We start from the raw sequence: 19,239 nt of genomic DNA, 5'->3' as shown, positions 1-19,239 counted from the left end.
CTCACACCTTCTCCTGCAGTTTCTTGTCGAGCCTCTTCACCGCATCGAAGAGCACGGCGGCGCCGAGCGCGATATCGTCGTTTTCGGCCCATTCCTCCGGCGCATGCGAGCGCCCGCCGAGGCACGGAATGAAGATCATCGCCGAGCGGGTGATACGCCCCATCCAGGCGGTGTCGTGGCCGGCGCCGGACGCCATGCGCCGGTGTTTGGCACCGATCGCGTCGCAGCTTTCTTCGAGCGTTGACAGCAACAGCGCATCGCCCGGCGTCGGGGGGTTGTCGGAAATCACATTGGCAGGCGCGATCGCAACGCCCGATGCCTCGGCAACGCCCTGGCAAAGCGGCCCGAGTGCGGCGAGGAACCGCTCCATCTGCGGGCGCAGCTCGGCGCGCGCATCGATCAGCAGCCGCGCGCGGGACGGCACCACATTGGCGGCATTCGGCTCGATCGAGAACTCGCCGACCGTGGCCGTGAAGTGCCCGTCGCCTCCGGAAAATTCCGTCGCCAGTTTCTCGATCTCCAGCACCAGCCGGGAGGCCGCGACCAGCGCATCGCGGCGATGCCCCATCGGCGTCGTGCCGGCATGGTCGGCCTGTCCCTCGACGATGATCTCGATGCGGGTGATTCCGGAGATGGCGGTGACGACGCCCACATCGAGCCGCCCGGCTTCCAGCACCGGACCCTGCTCGATGTGCAGTTCCAGGAAGGCCTTGATGTCGGAGCGCTTCGAGCCCGAAAGGCGGGAGGGATCACCACCCACTTCGACGATGCCCTGCCGCAGGCTCAAGTCTCCCTGCGTGCGGCTCAGCCAGCCATCCGGCAGCACGCCGGCCATGCCGCGGCTGCCGACGCAGGAGACGCCGAAGATCGACACTTCCTCGGCCAGGAAATCGACGATCTCCAGATCATGGTCGAGCTCGATGCCGTTGTCCGTGAGCGCCCGCGCCACTTCGAGCGCTGCCGCCACGCCGGCGATGCCGTCGAAACGGCCGCCATCCGGCACCGTATCGGAATGGGAGCCGACAAGGATGGTGCCGAGCGCCGATTTGCGCCCCTTGCGCCGGCCGATCAGATTGCCGGCGGCATCGATCCGTGTTTCGAGGCCAGCCGCACGAAAACGTCTATCGAGAAAGGCGCGGCCTTCGAGGAACAGCGGCGTGAAGGCGCGGCGCGTATGGGGCCGGTCCGGCTCGGTGATGCCGGCCAGCCCGTTGACGATGCCGGCGATCCGGCCGGCATTGACAGGCAGGTTGATGCGGGTCGTCATCATCGCGCCTCCTGGAGCACCAAGGTCGCAAGCGGCCGGACGAACTGGCCGGTGCCCGGCTCGGCCAGCACCGCGCGGCCATCAAAGACAAGCTGCCCCCGGAGATAGGTCGCAGCCACCCGCCAGGGCAGGCTCATGCCGTTATAGGGCGACCAGCCGACAACGTTATGACCGCTTGCGTCGGCGTCATAGATATAGGGCTCCGGCGTCATGACGATGATATCGGCGTCCTTGCCGGCCTCCAGCGCCCCCTTCTGGTGGTCGATACGGAAATGCCGCGCCGGGTTGAGCGCCATCAGTTCGGCCGCCCGCGTCAGCGGAATGCCGCGCTCCAGCGCCCCCATGACGAAGAGCGGCACCATGACTTCCAGCCCCGGCACGCCCGACGCGTTGGCCAGCATGTCCGGATTGGTCTTGCGGTCTTCCGACCAGCTCACATGATCGGTCGAAACCATCGTCACCCGGCCATCGGCCACGTGCCGCCAGAGCTTCTCCACCTCCGCGCGCGGGCGGATCGGCGGGTTGATCTTCGCCTTGCCGCCGAGACGGCGAACATCGTTCTCCTCGTCGAGCGTCAGGTAATGGATGCAGCACTCGATCGTCGCGGCGTGACCCTGCGCGCGGTAGGCGGCGGCGATCTCGTAGCCGCGCCCGAGCGAGCAATGCACCACATGCGCCGGACATCCCGTGGCCGCGCCGGTCTCGTAGATCTGGTTGGTGGCAAGCAGTTCCGTCAGCGGCGGACGCGACAGGCCATGGGCGCGATAGTCGGTGATCCCGGCCGCCTTCACCTTGTCGATCGCGGCACGCACCGCCTCGTCGTCCTCGTTGTGCACGCCTGCGGCAAGCCCGGTCGGCGCGATCGCGCGGAAGCAGTCTTCGAGAAGGGCGGCCGGAATGCGGGGAAAGCGCTTCGGATCGGTGCCGAAGGTGGAGAACTTGAACGCGGCGACGCCCGCTTCCACCATCTCGCCGATCCGCGCCGCGCCCTCTTCCGGGTCGACGGTGCCATAAAGCGCGAAATCGACGCGCGCCTGCGGGCCCGCATGGTCGATCTTGCGGCGCACGGCCTCGGCGGAGCAGACGAGATTGCCCTCGTCATAGGGCATGTCGACGATCGTCGTGACACCGCCGGCGGCAGCCGAGCGCGTCGACCAGACGAAATCCTCCTGATTCTTCTGCGACAGCGAATGCACCTGCGCATCGACGGCGCCGGGCAGGATCAAGGCATTGCCGAGATCATGCCGCTCGCGTGCCGCCGGTGCCGCGCCCTGGCCGACATGCACGACCTTGCCGTCGCGTACCGCCACGTGGCCGCCCTCAACGATCCTGTGCGGAAGAACAACGGTGCCTTTCAGAACGAGATCGAAATCGGACATGCTGTTCTCCCAATTGGATCAGTCTTCGATCACTTGCCGAGCGCGAAGAAGTCGTCGAACTCCGGCATCGGCGCGGTGGCGACGAAGGAGCGCAAGAGATCGTGACAGGTGAAGGCCTCCTGTAGCGCCTCGATCTCCTTCGAAAGCGGCCGGTCCTTGAGATAGATCGCGGTGACCGACCGGGTCTGGTCATAGGCGCGCTTGACGATCCCTTGGGGCTGGTCGCCGACGAGGTCGATCGCCTGCGCCGACAGCATCGCCTCGATCGCGGCAAGCTGGCGGAGATCCCGCACCTGCGTTTCCATGCGCTCGACGATCAGCGGCAGGAAGGTCGCTTCCTCTTCGAGCCCGCCAGCCACAACGATCGACTGCGCCGACAGCGGCACGGCGAGCGACTGCACGCGCATGTAGAGCTCGACCGCGAGCTTCATCAGCGGGCCGAGCCCGGTCGCCACTTCGCCGGGCGCCACCAGATTGACCGAGAGATTGCGGCGGCCGCCATTCGACAGGAGGATGCAGCGGTTCAGCACGTTGCGCGCCACATGGGAAAAGGCGACCTGCGCCGCCTCGATGTAGAGCGTCGTCGTCAAAGGCAGCGATGCGCCGGAAGAATGGACCTGGCCACCGAGCACGACGGGATTGTCGTCGGAAAGATAGGTCTGCTCCACCAGCCGGCCGGCGGCGACCAATAGCGTATCGACGACGGCGCCGAAGACCTGGGCCGTCATGCGCAGGCTCAAGGGGTCGTGGATTGCCGTCGGCACCGGCCAGTCGGAGATGCCGGATTGGCCATAGAGCCAGGAGCCGACCAATGCCTCGCCGCGGGTCGAAAGCGTCGCCGCCACCCGCCATGGATCGGCGGACGCACCGAGCGCCAGCGACGACATCACGCCGGTGACGAGCAGCACCCGGATCGCCGCGGCAGCCTCGCGCAGCACGTCGGCGGCCGCGGCAAAGGCGATGGCGTTGACGCTGAGCGCTGCCAGCGCGTCGCGCGGCTGCATGACAAACGGTTCCAGGCCAGCCTCGGCAAGCGCCGTTTCCGCCGAGACGAGACGCCCCTGATAATAGGCCTCGCCGACGCCGGTCAGCACCGAGGCGATCTGCCCCATCAGGCCGATGTCGGCGCAACCCATCGAGCCATGGCGGCGCACGGCCGGAATGATGTCGTGTTCGGAAAGTGCCAGGAAAGCCCGGAGCAGCTCCGGGCTGCAACCGGTATGGCCGCGCATCGCGGTGTTGACGCGGATGGCGATCGCCATGCGCACGATCGCCGGCGCGAAGAACTCGCCCGTGCCGAAGTGGTGCGCGCGCACCAGCGAATTGTTGAACTCCGCAAGATCACCGGCGGTCCAGAGCCGGTCCTTCATCGAGCCGACACCGGTGTTGGAGCCATAAACGGGAAGCCCCATTGCGATGCGGTCGGCGATCACCTTGTGGGCTGCGGCCACGCGCTCCATGCCGCCGTCGTCCGCCACCGGCCGCGCCCTTCCCGCCCCGATATCCTCGAGCGTCGCGAAGTCCAGCGGTTTCCCGCAGAGAACGATGGTTTTGACCTGATGCAGCATGCCGACACGAACCTTTCCGCGCGGCGCGCCTCGACATCGAGGCTGCGCGGATGCCTGGATTTTCACGCAACCGCCGCTCGCAAACGCCCGGCTGCTTCATGCATGCTATGCGCTTATCGCCCGCTCGTGCTATATCCCAAATCTTGAACGGGCGATGCCGAATGATGAACACAGCATCGGCGCATGCGGCTGCACGTGATCGATTCTAAAGGTAGAGCGGCATGCGGGCCGAAAACCGCGCACAGATTTCCTCATCCCGCGCGAGAAGGACCACCAATGGACCTCGCAACGATCGTAATCGTCGATGCGGTGCTTAGCGAAGGCGGCATTCGCGCCGCTGCCGCCCGCTGCGGCCGGGCACCCTCAAGCGTCAGCGCCGCGGTCAAGAGGTTCGAGCAGGCGCTCTCCATGCCGCTTTTCCGGCGGGAGGAGAGCGTAATCGTGCTGACGCTGGAGGCCCGCGCCCGCGCCCCTGCTGTCCGTGAGGCGACGGCGAAGATCGCCGTGATCCTCGATGCGGCGGGAAGAGAACCCGCCGACCCGGTGCCGCCGCTCGGCCTCGTCGCGCTCGACCGCTTCGTCCGGATCGCCCGCTCCGGCAGCATCCGCGCCACGGCAAAGGCGCTCGGCCTCGGTCAGCCGCAATTGACCCGGCAGATCGCCGATCTCGAACGCCACCTCGGCTGCCGCCTGTTCGAGCGCTCCCACAGCGGCATCCTCTGCACCGCAACCGCCGAGCGCATCATTCCACTCGTCGAGGCGCTGCTCGATATATGGGCGCGGCTGACGCACGCATCCGCCGATCGCTTCCGCCGCGATGTCGCCACCTGGCGGCTCGGCGCCGTCATGCCGCTCGGTCCCGAAAGCGAGATCGCCCGCATGCTTGCGAGCCTGACCGCCAACTGGCACCGCACGCGCCCACGTCAGCCGCTGTTCATTTCCAGCACCACGGCCGACGACCTCCTTGCCGGCCTCCGCAGCCGGCGCTTCGATGCCGCCCTGCTCGATCTCGCCGAGATCCCCACCGATTGCGACGGACGGCTGGTGTCGCAAACACCCTTGGTGCTCGCAGGCCCCGCCGCGGCGCTGTCCGATCTCGGCGGCGACCTTCCGCGACTGCTCGCCACCTGCCCGATCGCCGTGCCCAGCGTAAGGAGCGGTCTGCGCCGCGAGGCCGCCCGTTTCCTCGACGACACGCTCAGCGAGACCGAACGGCGGCGCACAGTCCTCGTCGAGGTCGACTCCATCCCGGTCATCATCAACCTCGTCGGCCAGCACGGCTATCTCTCGGTACTGCCGGAATCCTCGCTTGCCCGCGTGCACCGCCCGCCCGCCATGATCCGGCTCGGCCCGGCATACCGGCAGTCTCTGACACTCGTCTGGCCGCGTGGCACTTTTGCCGGCGAGATCGGCGAGTTGATGGTTTCGATGATGCGAGCGCCGGCACAGGCCTCGGAACGGCCGTCCTCGACGGAATCACTTTCCGACCTTTCCTCGCCAAACGCCTGAAACGAATCTGCAAATCACCCTTCTTGAATCACTTCATGAAGTGCGACCTCAAGTCTTCAGCTTCAGCCGTCTGCGGGTTTCGCTCGGGCTTTCGCGATAATGCGCCCGGTAGCTGCGCGAGAAGGAGGACGACGAGTTGAAGCCGGAAATCGCTGCGATGTCGGCAAACTCCAGGCGCGTCTCGATCACCTTGCGCCGGGCGGCGTTGAGACGGAGCGCCAGGTAATGCTCGTGCGGCGCGACCCCCATCGTGTCGCGAAAGAGATCCTGCAAGTGGCGCGTGCTGACACCGATGCGGCGGGCGAGCCGCACCAGCGTCAACGGCGCCTCCACCGTTTCCTCCATCAGTTTCACGGCGGCGCCGACACGCGGATCGAGGATACGCATGTTGCCGATCGCCGGCATCTGCAGCAGGTCGCCACGGGTGCGCTCCTGCTCGTAGATGAAGAGCCGCGAGACCTCGAGTGCCAGGGAATAACCGTGCGCCCGGCGAATGAGCTCCAGCATCAGGTCAAGCGTCGGCAGCGAACCGCCGGTGGTGATCCGCTTGCCGTCGATGACGAAGCGCTCGCGCACCATCGTCACCTGCGGGTAAGCAGCGGTGAAATCCTCGAAATCCTCCCAGTGGGTGGTCGCCTTGAAATTGTCGAGCAGGCTGGTCTCCGCGAGCAGCCAGGACCCCGATTCGATGCCCGCCATCAGCTCCCGGTGCCGAGCGGTCTGCGAAAGCAGCATCTTCAGTTGCGAGGTGGCGCTGCGCTGCCAGTTGTAGCTCGACAGGATGAAGAGCGGCGAGGTTTCGCGCTGCGGCCGGAAGATGCCCGAGACCGGAATGGGTATGCCGCTCTTCGTTTCGATCGGCGCGCCATCGGGACTATAGATCGTCCAGTCGTAGAGCGGCCGCCCGGCGATGCGGTTGGCGGCACGCATCGGCTCGATCACCGAGGCGACAAGGATCAGATTGGTCTCCGGCAGCACCAGGATATCGACGTGCTGCACCTGCGAAACGTTCCGATCCATACCCAAACTTCTCCACCCCGTCACCGATAATGTATAAGATGGAGCCGATAATGAAAAGCAGTGCCGCCTTTCTTGGCTCGTAATGGGCTCAATAAAAGGGAGACAGCAATGCCGCTCAGCATGAACCGCGAGGTATTCATCACCTGCGCCGTCACCGGCTCGGGAGACACCGTTTCAAAGTCCAGCCATGTTCCGATCACGCCGAAACAGATCGCCGAAGCGGCGGTCGAGGCGGCCAAGGCCGGCGCTGCCGTGGTCCATTGCCACGTCCGCGATCCGGAGACCGGAGCGCCTTCCCGCAGGCTCGATCTCTACAAGGAAGTGACCGACCGCATCCGCTCCGCCGATGTCGACATGGTGCTGAACCTCACCGCCGGCATGGGCGGCGACCTCGTCTTCGGCAATGTCGAGAGCCCCTTCCCGGTCAACGAGAAATTCACCGACATGGCCGGCGCCACCGAGCGCGTCGCCCATGTGGCGCAATGTCTGCCGGAAATCTGCACGCTCGACTGCGGCACCATGAACTTCTCGCTTGGCGATTACGTCATGACCAACACGCCATCGATGCTGAGAGAAATGGCCCGCCAGATGACCGCGCTTGGCGTCCGCCCCGAGATCGAAGCCTTCGATACCGGCCACCTCTGGTTTGCCAAGCAGCTCGTCGAGGAAGGCCTGATCGAGGATCCGGTGCTGATCCAGCTCTGCATGGGCATTCCGTGGGGCGCGCCCGACGACCTCAACACCTTCATGGCTATGGTCAACAACGTGCCTGCCAACTGGACCTTCTCGGCCTTCTCCATCGGCCGCAACGCGCTTGCCTATCCGGCAGCGGCGATCCTTGCCGGCGGCAACGTCCGCGTCGGCCTCGAAGACAACCTCTACATTGGCAAGGGCCAGCTCGCGACCAACGGCCAGCTCGTCGAAAAGGCGGTCGGCGTCATCGAAGGCATGGGCGCCAAGATCATCGGCCCCGACGAAGTCCGCAAGAAGCTGAAGCTGACGAAGCGCTGAGTCGAGCTGGCAGTCCCGGAGAGTGCCCCTCATCCGCCTGCCGGCACCTTCTCCCCGCAAGTCTGGGAGAAGGCCGCAAGCCGAAGGGGCTCAGCCCCCTCTCCCCGCGGGCGGGGGGGAAAGCTGGTCCTCGGGTTTAACCCGAGGAGAGGGGCAGTTTGCAATTTTAGAAGTCGAGGTGAGGAATGACCGAAATCAAGAGAGCAGCCTGCGTCGGCGGTGGCGTTATCGGCGGCGCCTGGGTGGCGCGCTTCGCGCTGGCGGGCATCGATGTGAAAATCTTCGATCCGCATCCGGAAGCCGAGCGCATCATCGGCGAGGTCATGGCAAATGCCGAACGCGCCTATGCCATGTTGACCATGGCGCCGCTGCCGCCGAAGGGCAAACTGACCTTCTGCAAGAGCATCGAAGAAGCCGTTGAAGATGCTGACTGGATTCAGGAAAGCGTGCCGGAGCGGCTGGAGCTGAAGCGTGGCGTCATCACCAAGATCGATGCGGCGGCGCGCCCGGATGCATTGATCGGCTCGTCCACGTCGGGCCTGCTGCCCTCCGACCTGCAATCTGAGATGCACCACCCCGAGCGCATGTTCGTGGCGCACCCCTATAACCCGGTCTACCTGTTGCCGCTCGTCGAGCTCGTCGGCGGTAAGAAGACGACGAAGGCGACGATCGAGCGCGCCATGCAGGGCGTCGAGCAGATCGGCATGAAGGGCGTCGTCATCGCCAAGGAGATCGAGGCTTTCGTCGGCGACCGCCTGCTCGAAGCGCTCTGGCGCGAGGCGCTGTGGCTGATCCAGGACGACATCTGCGATACCGAGACGCTCGACAACGTCATGCGCTATTCCTTCGGCATGCGCTGGGCACAGATGGGCCTGTTCGAGACCTATCGCATCGCCGGTGGCGAAGCCGGCATGCGCCACTTCCTCGCCCAGTTCGGCCCCTGCCTCAAATGGCCCTGGACGAAGTTCACCGATGTCGTCGACCTCGACGACGCGCTGGTGGAAAAGATCGGCGCCCAGTCGGACGCACAGGCAGCCGGCCGCTCGATCCGCGAGCTCGAGCGCATCCGCGACGAAAACCTCGTCGGCATCATGCATGCGCTGAAAGCCGGCAATGGCGGCGAAGGCTGGGGCGCCGGCAAGCTGCTTGCCGATTTCGAAGCCAGGCTCTGGGCCAACGCCAGGAAGCCGGAAGCCGATCTCGGCGACGTCAAGCCGCTACGCATCGTCGACACCAAGGTGAGTGCCGCCTGGGTCGACTACAACGGCCACATGACCGAGCATCGCTATCTTCAGGTCTTCGGCGACACGACCGACGGCCTGCTGCGCCTGATCGGCGTCGATCTCGACTATGTGCGCGACGGCCACAGCTACTACACCGTCGAGACCCATATCCGGAACCTCGGCGAGGCCAAGCTCGGCGACGCGCTCTATTCGACCTGCCAGGTGCTCTCCTCCGACGAGAAACGCCTGCACATCTTCTCGACGATCTACAATGCGCAGACCAACGAAGCCGTCGCGACCGCCGAACAGATGGCGCTGCATGTCGACAGCAAGGCCGGCAAGGCGGTGCCCGCACCGGAACATGTGCTGAGCAGGCTCCGCGCCATTGCCGAGGCGCATGCGAAGCTGCCGGCTCCGGAAGGCGCCGGACGCTTCGTCGGCCAGAAGCGCGCCTGACCGCAATACCGGCAGGCCATCAACAGGCAGCTTCGCCGTCCCGACGGCGCAGCCGCAAACCGCAGCCGAGGCCCGCATGAGGAGGTGGGCCAAGGCTCCGGCCCGGACGTCAGCGGCGCGAAAACGAGGGGAACAACACAATGAATTTCGCACTGACCGAAGAACAGCAGATGATCGTCGATACGGTCAGGAGCTTCGTCGAAACGGAAATCTATCCGCACGAGGACGAGGTCGAGCGCTCCGGCGTGGTGCCGCGCGAGCTTGGCCAGGAAATCGCCCGCAAGTGCAAGGAGATCGGTTTCTTCGGCTGCAATTTTCCGGAAGAAGTCGGCGGTGCCGGCTTGGACCACACCTCCTTCACGCTGGTCGAGCGCGAGCTCGGCCGCGGCTCCATGGGCCTGACCGTCTTCTTCGGCCGGCCCTCGGGCATTTTGATGGGATGCAATGCCGAACAGCGCGAGAAATATCTGATCCCGGCGGTCAAGGGCGAGAAATTCGATGCGCTTGCCATGACCGAGCCGGATGCCGGCTCCGACGTGCGCGGCATGAAATGCTTCGCCCGAAAGGACGGTGACGACTGGATCGTCAATGGCACCAAGCACTTCATCAGCCATGCCGACATCGCCGACTTCGTCATCGTTTTCATCGCGACGGGCGAAGAGGATACGCCGCGTGGGCCCAAGAAGAAGATCACCTGCTTCCTCGTCGATCGCGGCACACCCGGCTTCGAGATCCGCAAGGGCTACAATTCCGTTTCCCACCGCGGCTACAACAACTGCATCCTGACCTTCGACGATTGCCGCCTGCCCTCCGCACAGATCCTCGGCGAGGTCCACAAGGGCTTCGACCTCGCCAACGACTGGCTCTATGCCACCCGCCTGACGGTGGCGGCAACCTCGGTCGGCCGGGCACGGCGCGCCTTCGACTATGCGCTGAACTACGCCGCCGAACGCAAGCAGTTCGGCAAGCCGATCGGCGCCAACCAGGGCGTTTCCTTCAAGCTCGCCGACATGATTACCGACATCGACGCCGCCGACCTGCTGACGCTTTCCGCCGCCTGGCGGCTCGACAACGGCCTGCCGTCGAACCGCGAGATCGCATCCGCCAAGGTCTTCGCCACCGAGATGCTCGCCCGCGTCACCGACGAGGCGATCCAGATCTTCGGCGGCATGGGCCTGATGGACGACCTGCCGCTCGCCCGCTTCTGGCGCGACGCCCGCGTCGAGCGCATCTGGGACGGCACCTCCGAGATCCAGCGCCACATCATCAGCCGCGATCTGCTCAGACCGTTGGGGGCGTGACGGGATGAGGGTCGAAGTTCCGCAGCTTACCCCCCTCTGCCCCGCCATCGCGGGAGGCGCCGCATGACGCGCTCCCTCGACCGCCTGATCCGCCCGCTGACCATCGCCGTCTTCGGCGGCAAGGAAGCCCGGCGCGTCATCGAACAATGCGACAAGATGGGTTTTTCCGGCGAAATCTGGCCGGTGCATCCCCGTGAGGCCGAGATCCTCGGCCGCAAGTGCTACCGCTCCGTGGCGGAACTGCCCGCAGCGCCGGATGCCTCCTTCGTCGGCGTCAACCGGCAACTGACGATCGACATCATCCGCGATCTCGCCGCCCGCGGCGCCGGCGGCGCCGTCTGCTACGCCTCGGGCTTCCGCGAGGCGGCAAGTGAACTCGACGACGGCAGCGACTTGCAGGAGGCGCTGGTCGCCGCTGCCGGCGACATGCCGATTGTGGGGCCCAATTGCTACGGCTTCATCAACATGCTCGATGGCGCCCTGCTCTGGCCGGACCAGCATGGCATGCTGCGCGTCGAGAAGGGTGTCGCGATCCTGACGCAGTCCTCCAACATCGCCTGCAACATTTCGATGCAGACGCGCGGCCTGCCGCTCGCCTACGTCATGACCGCGGGCAACCAGGCGCAGACCGGTCTTTCCGACATCGCCTGCGCCGTGCTGGAAGACCCGCGCGTCACCGCCGTCGGCCTGCATATCGAAGGCTTCGACAGCGTCGCAGCACTCGAACGGCTGGCGACCCGGGCGCGCGAACTCGGCAAGCCGGTCGTGACGCTCAAGGTCGGCAAATCCGAAGCCGCCCAGCTTGCGACGGTGTCGCACACCGCCTCGCTTGCCGGCAACGACCGCGTCTCCTCATCTCTCCTTGCCCGTCTCGGCATCGGCCGCGTCGATACGTTGCCGGCGCTCTTGGAAACGTTGAAACTGCTACATGTCGCGGGGCCCCTCGACAGCCGCGACATCTCCTCGATGAGCTGCTCCGGCGGCGAGGCCTCGCTGATGGCGGACGCCGGCGAGCGCTACCGGGTGAACTACCGGGCGCTGCGCGACGAGCAGCGCAAGCCTCTCAAGGACGCGCTCGGCGAGATGGTGACGATCGCCAACCCGCTCGACTACCACACCTTCGTCTGGGGCAACCGCGAGAAGCAGGCGACCGCCTTTGCCGCCATGATGAAGGGCGGCTACGCGATCAACCTCGTTGTGCTCGATTTCCCGCGGCTCGACCGCTGCGACGCCGCCGACTGGGAAACCACCTGCCAAGCGGTGATCGAAGCGGCAAGAACGACCGGTGCCCGCGCCGGCATCGTCGCCAGCCTCGGCGAGAACATGCCAGAGGCGACGGCGCTTTTCCTGATGAAGGCGGGCATCGTGCCCTTCTTCGGTATCGAGGAGGCGCTGGATGCGATCGAGACGGCCGCCGACATCGGCGCCGCCTGGGCGAAACCCGCCTCGCCCCGCCTGCTCGATGGCAGCGGTGTCGCCGGCGGAGACGCGATCACGCTCAGCGAATATGAGGCCAAGGTGGAGCTTGCCGCTTCGGGTCTGAAGGTGCCGGAAGGCAGGACGGCCGCGACCGCCGAGGAGGCCGCTACGGCTGCCGAGGCTCTTGGTTTCCCCGTCGTGCTCAAGGGCCTCGGCGTCGCCCACAAGACCGAAGCGGGCGCGGTGAAGCTCAACCTCGCAAGTCGCCAGGAGGTCCTTGCGGCGGCAAGCGGCATGGCCGGTGTCGCCTCGGGCTACCTCGTCGAGAAGATGGTGGGCAAGCCCGTCGCCGAACTCATCATCGGCGCCATGCGCGACCCTGTCGCCGGTCCCGTACTGACGATCGGCGCCGGCGGCATCCTCGTGGAACTGCTCGATGATTCCGCCATCCTGACGCTGCCGACGACGCCGGAAGCGATCCGCGAGGCGATCGGCGGGCTCAGGATCCGCAAGCTCTTGGACGGCTATCGCGGCGGCCCGACCGCTGATTTCGCCGCCCTGACGGAGGCTGTCGCCGCCGCGGCATCCTACGTCGTTTCAAACGCCTCCAAGCTCGAAGAACTCGATATCAATCCATTGATGGTGTTGCCAAACGGCCAAGGGGCCGTGGCCGCCGACGCCCTGATCCGCCGGAGGAAATGACCCATGACCGGACCGATCCGTACACGCCGCGAAGGCGGCATTCTCGAAGTCACCATCGACCGGCCAAAGGCCAATGCCATCGACCTTGCGACCAGCCGGGTGATGGGCGAGATCTTCCGCGACTTCCGCGACGATGACACGTTGCGCGTCGCGATCATCACCGGGGCGGGAGAAAAATTCTTCTGCCCGGGATGGGACCTGAAGGCGGCCGCCGGCGGTGACGCGGTCGACGGCGATTATGGTGTCGGCGGTTTCGGCGGCATGCAGGAGCTGCGCGACCTCAACAAGCCGATCATTGCCGCCATCAACGGCATCTGCTGCGGCGGCGGCCTTGAGATCGCGCTGTCGACCGACATGATCCTTGCCGCCGAGCACGCGACCTTCGCGCTGCCCGAGATCCGCTCCGGCACCGTCGCCGATGCCGCATCGATCAAGCTGCCGAAGCGCATCCCCTACCACATCGCCATGGACATGCTTTTGACCGGCCGCTGGCTCGATGCGGCCGAGGCCAACCGATGGGGCTTCGTCAACGAGATCCTGCCATTGAGCAAGCTTATGGAACGCGCCTGGGAGCTCGCCCGCCTGCTCGAAAGCGGACCGCCGCTGGTTTACGCGGCGATCAAGGAAGTGGTTCGCAACGCCGAAGGCGAGGCTTTCCAGACGACCATGAACAAGATCACCAAACGGCAGTTCAAGACGGTCGACATCCTCTATTCGAGCGAAGACCAGCTGGAAGGCGTGCGCGCCTTCGCCGAGAAGCGCGACCCGGTCTGGAAGGGCCGCTAAAGGCGGATGAATGTGTGCGGTTTTCCGCCGCTTTGAACAGACGCCGCCAGGCATGGCGGCGCAGGCAACAGAGCCGGGCGACCGGTAGCATGACGTGGCAGGATGCGCGCACGAGAGCGCGCGCCAGGAAACACGCCGCCATAAGCCAAGTTTATGGAAATAAATTGTAATTTAGGGCGTTACAAGACGAGTTCCAGAGATTACGCTTATCGATCTGAACGAGGGACGCCCCTGGCCGAGGGAAGGAGAACAAGCCACCGAAAGAACAAGAAACGGCCGCTTTGGGCCGATCCGAAGCCATCGATACAATGGCTGTACGCAGCAATCTCTAACCAACCACAACGAACGGCGAATGCCGACAGAGAAGGGAACAGGGGAATGAGCGATTACAAGGATTACCTCACACGACAGGTCATGCTCGGCAAGATGAACCGGCGCGAGTTTCTCGGCCGCGCGGCTGCTGCCGGCATTCTCGCCTCAACGGCAGGCACGCTGTTTGCGACCAGCGCGGCGGCGCAGGAGCCGAAGCGCGGCGGCCACCTGAAACTCGGCCTCGAAGGTGCGGCTGCAACCGACTCGAAGGATCCGGCCAAGGCGCTTTCGCAATTCATGTTCGTCGTCGGCCGAAACTGGGGCGACATGCTGGTCGAAAGCCATCCGACGACCGGCGCGCCGGTGCCGGCTCTTGCCGAATCCTGGGAGCCGTCGGCCGACGCCTCGACCTGGACCTTCGCCATCCGCAAGGGCGTGAAGTTCCATGACGGCAAGGAACTGACGCTCGACGACGTCATCAAGACGCTGCAGCGCCACACCGACGAGAAGTCGGAGTCCGGCGCACTCGGCGTGATGAAGTCGATCAAGGAAATCAAGGCCGACGGCGACAAGCTGGTGCTGGTGCTGACGGAAGGCAATGCCGACCTGCCGCTGCTTCTTTCCGACTACCATCTCATCATCCAGCCGGGCGGCGGCGTCGACGCTCCCGACGCGATGATCGGCACCGGTCCCTACAAGGTGACGAGCTTCGAGGCGGGCGTTCGCGCAACCTTCGAGAAGAATGCCGACGACTGGCGCACCGACCGCGGCTATGTGGACTCGGTCGAACTGATCGCCATGAACGATGCGACGGCGCGCATCGCCGCTCTCTCCTCCGGCCAGGTGCATTATATCAACCGCGTCGACCCGAAGACCGTCAGCCTTCTGAAGAAGGCGCCGACGGTCGAGATCCTGAACACGTCCGGCCGCGGCCACTACGTGTTCATCATGCATTGCAACACCGCGCCCTTCGACAACAACGACCTGCGCATGGCGCTGAAATACGCGATGGACCGCGAAACCATGGTCCAGCGCATCCTCGGCGGCTACGGCAAGGTCGGCAACGACTTCCCGATCAACGACACCTATGCCCTCTTCCCGGAAGGCATCGAGCAGCGCGTCTACGACCCGGACAAGGCGGCCTTCCACTACAAGAAGTCCGGCCACAGCGGTCCGGTGCTGCTGCGCACCTCCGACGTCGCCTTCCCGGGCGCGGTCGATGCGGCCGTGCTCTACCAGGCAAGCGCCAAGAAGGCGGGCATCGAGATCGAGGTCAAGCGCGAGCCGGGCGACGGCTACTGGACGAACGTCTGGAACGTGCAGCCCTTCTCCACCTCCTACTGGGGCGGCCGCCCGACCCAGGACCAGATGTACTCCACCGCCTACCTTTCGACGGCCGACTGGAACGACACCCGCTTCAAGCGTCCGGATTTCGACAAGATCCTGCTCGAGGCCCGCTCGGAACTCGACGAGGCCAAGCGCAAGGACATGTACCGCACCATGGCGATGATGGTGCGTGACGAAGGCGGCCTGATCCTGCCGATGTTCAACGACTTCGTGAACGCCGCCACCAAGCAGGTGAAGGGCTATGTGCACGATATCGGCAACGACATGTCGAACGGCTATGTCGCGACCCGAGTGTGGCTGGACGCATGACGATGGAAAGCGGACCGCTCACTGGTCCGGTTCCGACGGATGGGACCGCGGATGCATCGCATCCGCGGCCTGCCGAACTTACCGGAGTACCAGCAAAACCCAAGCCTGCCGCCGATGGTGAAATCGCCGGCACCTTCTGGCGGCGCTTTACCTTCCGTCGCCCTCTCGCGGCGCTGATCCTGCAGCGCCTCGGCTTGAGCGTCGGCCTGCTCTTCGCCGTATCGCTGATGATCTTCGGCGGCATCGAGGCGCTTCCCGGCGACTTCGCCACCACCTATCTCGGCCAGTCGGCAACGCCGCAGGCGGTCGAAAACATCCGCAAGGACCTTGGCCTCGACAAGCCCTGGACCGAACGCTACGTCTCCTGGCTCGGCGGCGCCCTGCAGGGCGATTTCGGCACCTCCTGGGCGAGCAAGAACTCGGTCGGCGAACAGATCAGCAAGCGCCTCGGCAACTCGCTGTTCCTCGCTTTCTTTGCAGCACTCATCTCGGTGCCGCTCGCCGTCGGCCTCGGCATGCTGGCGGTACAGTTCCGCAACCGGCTGCCCGACAAGATCATCAACGTCATCTCGCTCGCGGCCATCTCTCTGCCGGAGTTCTTCGTCGGCTATCTGCTGATCATGTTCTTCGCCGTCAAATACGGCATCGCGACCTTCCCCGCGACCGTCTATGACAGCATGAGCTTCACCGAACGGCTTTCGGCGATCGCGCTTCCCGTCGCGACCCTCGTTCTCGTCGTGCTTGCCCACATGATGCGCATGACCCGGGCTGCGATCCTCAACGTCATGTCGTCGGCCTATGTCGAGACGGCGGAGTTGAAGGGCCTCGGCATGTTCCGCATCATCGCGCGGCACGCAGCCCCCAATGCGGTGGCGCCCGTCATCAACGTCATCGCGCTCAACCTCGCCTATCTCGTCGTCGGCGTGGTCGTGGTCGAAGTCGTCTTCGTCTATCCCGGCATGGGGCAATACATGGTGGATGCGGTGACCGTGCGCGACATGCCGGTCGTCCAGGCCTGCGGCCTGATCTTCGCCGCCTTCTACATCTTCCTCAACATGGCGGCCGACATTCTCGCCATCATCGCCAATCCGAGACTGAGGCACCCGCGATGAACCTGAGATCCATCCCCTTGAGCGCCTGGATCGGCATCGCCGGCATCGCGATTGCGATCTTCTGTGCCATCTTCGCACCGGTCATCGCTCCCTTCGGCGAGCGCGACGTGGTCGGCGACGTCTGGCTCCCCGCCGGCGGCGACTTCCTGCTCGGCACCGACAATCTCGGCCGCGACCTGCTTTCGCGTCTGATCTACGGCGCCCGCACCACCATCTTCGTGGCGCTGGCAGCAACCGTGCTTTCCTTCTCGCTGGGCATGCTTTTGAGCTTCACCGCGGCCGTCGTCGGCGGCTTCACCGACCAGCTCTTCTCCCGCTTCAACGACCTGATGATGGCGATCCCGACGCTGATCTTCGCCCTCGTCGTTCTCGCCGTGCTGCCGCAGCATCTGTGGATCCTGATCCTCGTCATGGCGGTGCTCGACAGCACCCGCGTCTTCCGCATCGGCCGTGCCGTCGCGCTCGATGTCGCGGTCATGGAGTTCGTCGAGGCCGCGAGGCTGCGCGGCGAAGGCTCGCTCTGGATCATCTTCCGCGAGATCCTGCCGAATACGCTGTCGCCGCTCTTGGCCGAATTCGGCCTGCGCTTCGCCTTCTCGATCCTGTTCCTCTCCACCCTCTCCTTCCTCGGCCTCGGCATCCAGCCGCCGGCCGCCGACTGGGGCGGCATGGTCAAGGACAACAAGGACGGCATCATCTTCGGCATCTCGGCGGCGCTGATCCCGGGGGCGGCGATCGCCACGCTCGCGATCTGCGTCAACCTCGTTGTCGACTGGCTGATGAAGAGAACCTCCAGCCTCAAGGGAGGACGCGGCGATGCCTGAGTTGCTCTCCGTCAAGAACCTCAAGATCGAAGCGACCAGCTATCCGCCGGGCGAACCGCCCAAGGTCGTCACCCTCGTCGAGGGCGTGTCCTTCGATGTCGAGAAGGGCAAGGTGCTCGGTCTCATCGGCGAATCCGGCGCCGGCAAGTCGACCATCGGCCTTTCGGCGCTCGCCTATGGCCGCGGCGGCGTGCGCATCACCGGCGGCCAGGTCCTGCTCGACGGCAAGGACATCCTGACGCTCGAAAAGAACGGCATCCGCTCGATCCGCGGCGCCCGTGTCTGCTATGTCGCGCAATCGGCAGCCGCCGCCTTCAACCCGGCCCACCGGCTCGGTGACCAGGTGATCGAGGCATCGCTCCGCCACGGCATCATGAGCCGCGAGGAGGCGAAGAAGCGGGCGCTCTATCTCTTCCGGGTGCTGGGCCTGCCCAATCCGGAAACCTTTGGCGACCGCTATCCGCACCAGGTCTCCGGCGGCCAGCTCCAGCGCGCCATGACCGCCATGGCGCTCTGCCCCAACCCGGAGCTGATCGTCTTCGACGAGCCGACGACCGCGCTGGACGTCACGACCCAGATCGACGTGCTGGCCGCGATCAAGCACGCGATCGAGGAGACGCATACGGCGGCGCTCTACATCACCCACGATCTCGCGGTGGTCGCCCAGATCTCCGACGACATCATGGTGCTGCGCCACGGCAAGACGGTGGAATACGGCAGCACCAAGCAGGTGATCGAGGCGCCGCGGGAAGACTATACCCGTGCGCTCGTCAGCGTGCGGCAAACCAAGCGCGACGAGGCAACCGACCAGACCGGGGCGCAGTTGAAGATCGAGCATATCAGCGCCGGCTATGCCAATGGCTTCAAGGTGCTGCACGATGTCTCGATGCACCTGCCGAAAGGGCAGACGCTGGCGATCGTCGGCGAAAGCGGCTCGGGCAAATCCACCCTTGCCCGCGTCATCACCGGCCTCTTGCCGCCGACCGAGGGGCGCATCTCCTTCGAGGGCAAGGAACTGCCGCGGGCCTTGAAGGGCCGCAGCAATGACGAGCTCCGGCGCATCCAGATGATCTACCAGATGGCCGACACGGCGATGAACCCGCGCCAGACGGTGCGCGACATCGTCGGCCGGCCGCTCTCCTTCTACTTCGGCATGCACGGCCAGAAGAAGACGGAGCGGGTCAAGGAGCTGCTGGACCAGATCGAGATGGGCAGCCGCTTCCTCGATCGCTATCCGGCCGAACTTTCCGGCGGGCAGAAGCAGCGCGTGGCGATCGCACGCGCCTTGGCTGCCAAGCCGGAGATCATCCTCTGCGACGAACCGACCTCGGCGCTCGACCCCCTGGTGGCCGAAGGCATCCTGAATCTGCTTTTGAAGCTTCAGGAGGAAACCGCTGTTTCCTATGTCTTTATCACCCACGACATCGCCATCGTCCGGGCGATCGCCGACAGCGTCGCGGTCATGCACCGCGGCCGCCTCGTGCGCTTCGGGCCGAAGTCGAAAGTGCTGTCACCACCCTTCGACGACTATACCGACCTGCTTCTGAAGTCGGTTCCGGAAATGGAGATCGGCTGGCTGGAGCGCGTCCTGAAGACGCGAAGGATGGAAAGCGCCGGAAACTGACGCGGCGGCCGAAAACGCGCCTTGCCTGTCGTAGAGCGCAATATGAAGGGAAGCCGTCCGCGTACAGGCG

General features: G+C 65.3%; 14 protein-coding genes. 10 read left to right on the top strand and 4 right to left on the bottom strand.

Features of this window, described 5'->3' with window-relative positions:
• Position 1 precedes the first annotated feature (1 nt).
• Genes ACQ5BM_RS00400 through ACQ5BM_RS00390 form a run of 3 tightly spaced genes read right to left on the bottom strand, consistent with a single transcriptional unit; the run spans position 2 to position 4,214 of the window.
• Positions 2 to 1,267: a Zn-dependent hydrolase gene (locus tag ACQ5BM_RS00400; protein WP_429806446.1), complete on the bottom strand. Its 1,266-nt coding sequence runs from the start codon at positions 1,265 to 1,267 to the stop codon at positions 2 to 4.
• A complete protein-coding gene (locus ACQ5BM_RS00395) occupies positions 1,267 to 2,646 on the bottom strand; it encodes a dihydroorotase (protein WP_429806444.1) in 1,380 nt (459 codons plus the stop codon). The genes ACQ5BM_RS00400 and ACQ5BM_RS00395 overlap by 1 nt, the downstream gene beginning before the upstream one ends.
• 29 nt (positions 2,647 to 2,675) lie before the next feature.
• On the bottom strand, positions 2,676 to 4,214 hold the full coding sequence (locus ACQ5BM_RS00390; RefSeq protein WP_429806442.1) for an aromatic amino acid lyase: 1,539 nt from the start codon (positions 4,212 to 4,214) through the stop codon (positions 2,676 to 2,678).
• Positions 4,215 to 4,490: 276 nt separating this feature from the next.
• Between ACQ5BM_RS00390 and ACQ5BM_RS00385 the strand changes: the two genes are divergently transcribed.
• Positions 4,491 to 5,723 carry a LysR family transcriptional regulator gene (locus tag ACQ5BM_RS00385; protein WP_429806441.1) on the top strand — a complete coding sequence of 411 codons (1,233 nt, stop codon included), beginning with the start codon at positions 4,491 to 4,493 and terminating at the stop codon, positions 5,721 to 5,723.
• A gap of 48 nt (positions 5,724 to 5,771) precedes the next feature.
• Here the strand turns inward: ACQ5BM_RS00385 and ACQ5BM_RS00380 are convergent, their stop codons facing one another.
• Complete coding sequence (locus ACQ5BM_RS00380; protein ID WP_429806439.1) at positions 5,772 to 6,743, bottom strand: GlxA family transcriptional regulator; 972 nt, start codon at positions 6,741 to 6,743, stop codon at positions 5,772 to 5,774.
• A 108-nt stretch (positions 6,744 to 6,851) separates the two neighbouring features.
• Here ACQ5BM_RS00380 and ACQ5BM_RS00375 point away from each other — a divergent pair, with 108 nt between their 5' ends.
• The 9 genes from ACQ5BM_RS00375 to ACQ5BM_RS00335 all read left to right on the top strand — a co-directional run bounded on the left by ACQ5BM_RS00375 (position 6,852) and on the right by ACQ5BM_RS00335 (position 19,169).
• Entirely contained in the window at positions 6,852 to 7,754 is a 903-nt protein-coding gene (locus ACQ5BM_RS00375) for a 3-keto-5-aminohexanoate cleavage protein (RefSeq protein WP_429806438.1), read from the top strand.
• Positions 7,755 to 7,939: 185 nt separating this feature from the next.
• Positions 7,940 to 9,433, top strand: coding sequence for a carnitine 3-dehydrogenase (locus ACQ5BM_RS00370; RefSeq protein WP_429806436.1), 1,494 nt, complete (start codon positions 7,940 to 7,942; stop codon positions 9,431 to 9,433).
• 140 nt (positions 9,434 to 9,573) lie between these two features.
• A complete protein-coding gene (locus ACQ5BM_RS00365) occupies positions 9,574 to 10,734 on the top strand; it encodes an acyl-CoA dehydrogenase family protein (protein WP_429806434.1) in 1,161 nt (386 codons plus the stop codon).
• Positions 10,735 to 10,797: 63 nt separating this feature from the next.
• Positions 10,798 to 12,855 (top strand): acetate--CoA ligase family protein, encoded by a 2,058-nt coding sequence (locus ACQ5BM_RS00360; RefSeq protein ID WP_429806433.1) that lies wholly within the window; start codon positions 10,798 to 10,800, stop codon positions 12,853 to 12,855.
• Positions 12,856 to 12,858: 3 nt separating this feature from the next.
• On the top strand, positions 12,859 to 13,641 hold the full coding sequence (locus ACQ5BM_RS00355; protein WP_429806431.1) for a carnitinyl-CoA dehydratase: 783 nt from the start codon (positions 12,859 to 12,861) through the stop codon (positions 13,639 to 13,641).
• Positions 13,642 to 14,019: 378 nt separating this feature from the next.
• Entirely contained in the window at positions 14,020 to 15,609 is a 1,590-nt protein-coding gene (locus ACQ5BM_RS00350; protein ID WP_429806430.1) for an ABC transporter substrate-binding protein, read from the top strand.
• A complete protein-coding gene (locus tag ACQ5BM_RS00345; RefSeq protein WP_429806428.1) occupies positions 15,606 to 16,721 on the top strand; it encodes an ABC transporter permease in 1,116 nt (371 codons plus the stop codon). Before ACQ5BM_RS00350 ends, ACQ5BM_RS00345 begins: the two co-directional genes overlap by 4 nt.
• A complete protein-coding gene (locus tag ACQ5BM_RS00340) occupies positions 16,718 to 17,545 on the top strand; it encodes an ABC transporter permease (protein WP_429806427.1) in 828 nt (275 codons plus the stop codon). Before ACQ5BM_RS00345 ends, ACQ5BM_RS00340 begins: the two co-directional genes overlap by 4 nt.
• On the top strand, positions 17,538 to 19,169 hold the full coding sequence (locus ACQ5BM_RS00335) for an ABC transporter ATP-binding protein (RefSeq protein WP_429806426.1): 1,632 nt from the start codon (positions 17,538 to 17,540) through the stop codon (positions 19,167 to 19,169). The genes ACQ5BM_RS00340 and ACQ5BM_RS00335 overlap by 8 nt, the downstream gene beginning before the upstream one ends.
• The last annotated feature ends 70 nt before the right edge of the window (positions 19,170 to 19,239 follow it).

This window comes from Ensifer sp. B1-9 (assembly GCF_050474445.1).
Classification (GTDB): domain Bacteria; phylum Pseudomonadota; class Alphaproteobacteria; order Rhizobiales; family Rhizobiaceae; genus Ensifer.
This window is presented reverse-complemented; position numbering and strand designations above follow the sequence as displayed.

Excerpts from the sequence above, each read along its gene's own strand:
- ACQ5BM_RS00360 (WP_429806433.1), top strand. The coding sequence starts at position 10,798 with ATGACGCGCTCCCTCGACCGCCTGATCCGCCCGCTGACCATCGCCGTC.
- ACQ5BM_RS00400 (WP_429806446.1), bottom strand. The coding sequence starts at position 1,267 with ATGACGACCCGCATCAACCTGCCTGTCAATGCCGGCCGGATCGCCGGC.
- ACQ5BM_RS00345 (WP_429806428.1), top strand. The coding sequence starts at position 15,606 with ATGACGATGGAAAGCGGACCGCTCACTGGTCCGGTTCCGACGGATGGG.
- ACQ5BM_RS00375 (WP_429806438.1), top strand. The coding sequence starts at position 6,852 with ATGCCGCTCAGCATGAACCGCGAGGTATTCATCACCTGCGCCGTCACC.
- ACQ5BM_RS00395 (WP_429806444.1), bottom strand. The coding sequence starts at position 2,646 with ATGTCCGATTTCGATCTCGTTCTGAAAGGCACCGTTGTTCTTCCGCAC.
- ACQ5BM_RS00385 (WP_429806441.1), top strand. The coding sequence starts at position 4,491 with ATGGACCTCGCAACGATCGTAATCGTCGATGCGGTGCTTAGCGAAGGC.
- ACQ5BM_RS00390 (WP_429806442.1), bottom strand. The coding sequence starts at position 4,214 with ATGCTGCATCAGGTCAAAACCATCGTTCTCTGCGGGAAACCGCTGGAC.
- ACQ5BM_RS00335 (WP_429806426.1), top strand. The coding sequence starts at position 17,538 with ATGCCTGAGTTGCTCTCCGTCAAGAACCTCAAGATCGAAGCGACCAGC.
- ACQ5BM_RS00365 (WP_429806434.1), top strand. The coding sequence starts at position 9,574 with ATGAATTTCGCACTGACCGAAGAACAGCAGATGATCGTCGATACGGTC.
- ACQ5BM_RS00340 (WP_429806427.1), top strand. The coding sequence starts at position 16,718 with ATGAACCTGAGATCCATCCCCTTGAGCGCCTGGATCGGCATCGCCGGC.
- ACQ5BM_RS00355 (WP_429806431.1), top strand. The coding sequence starts at position 12,859 with ATGACCGGACCGATCCGTACACGCCGCGAAGGCGGCATTCTCGAAGTC.
- ACQ5BM_RS00380 (WP_429806439.1), bottom strand. The coding sequence starts at position 6,743 with ATGGATCGGAACGTTTCGCAGGTGCAGCACGTCGATATCCTGGTGCTG.
- ACQ5BM_RS00350 (WP_429806430.1), top strand. The coding sequence starts at position 14,020 with ATGAGCGATTACAAGGATTACCTCACACGACAGGTCATGCTCGGCAAG.
- ACQ5BM_RS00370 (WP_429806436.1), top strand. The coding sequence starts at position 7,940 with ATGACCGAAATCAAGAGAGCAGCCTGCGTCGGCGGTGGCGTTATCGGC.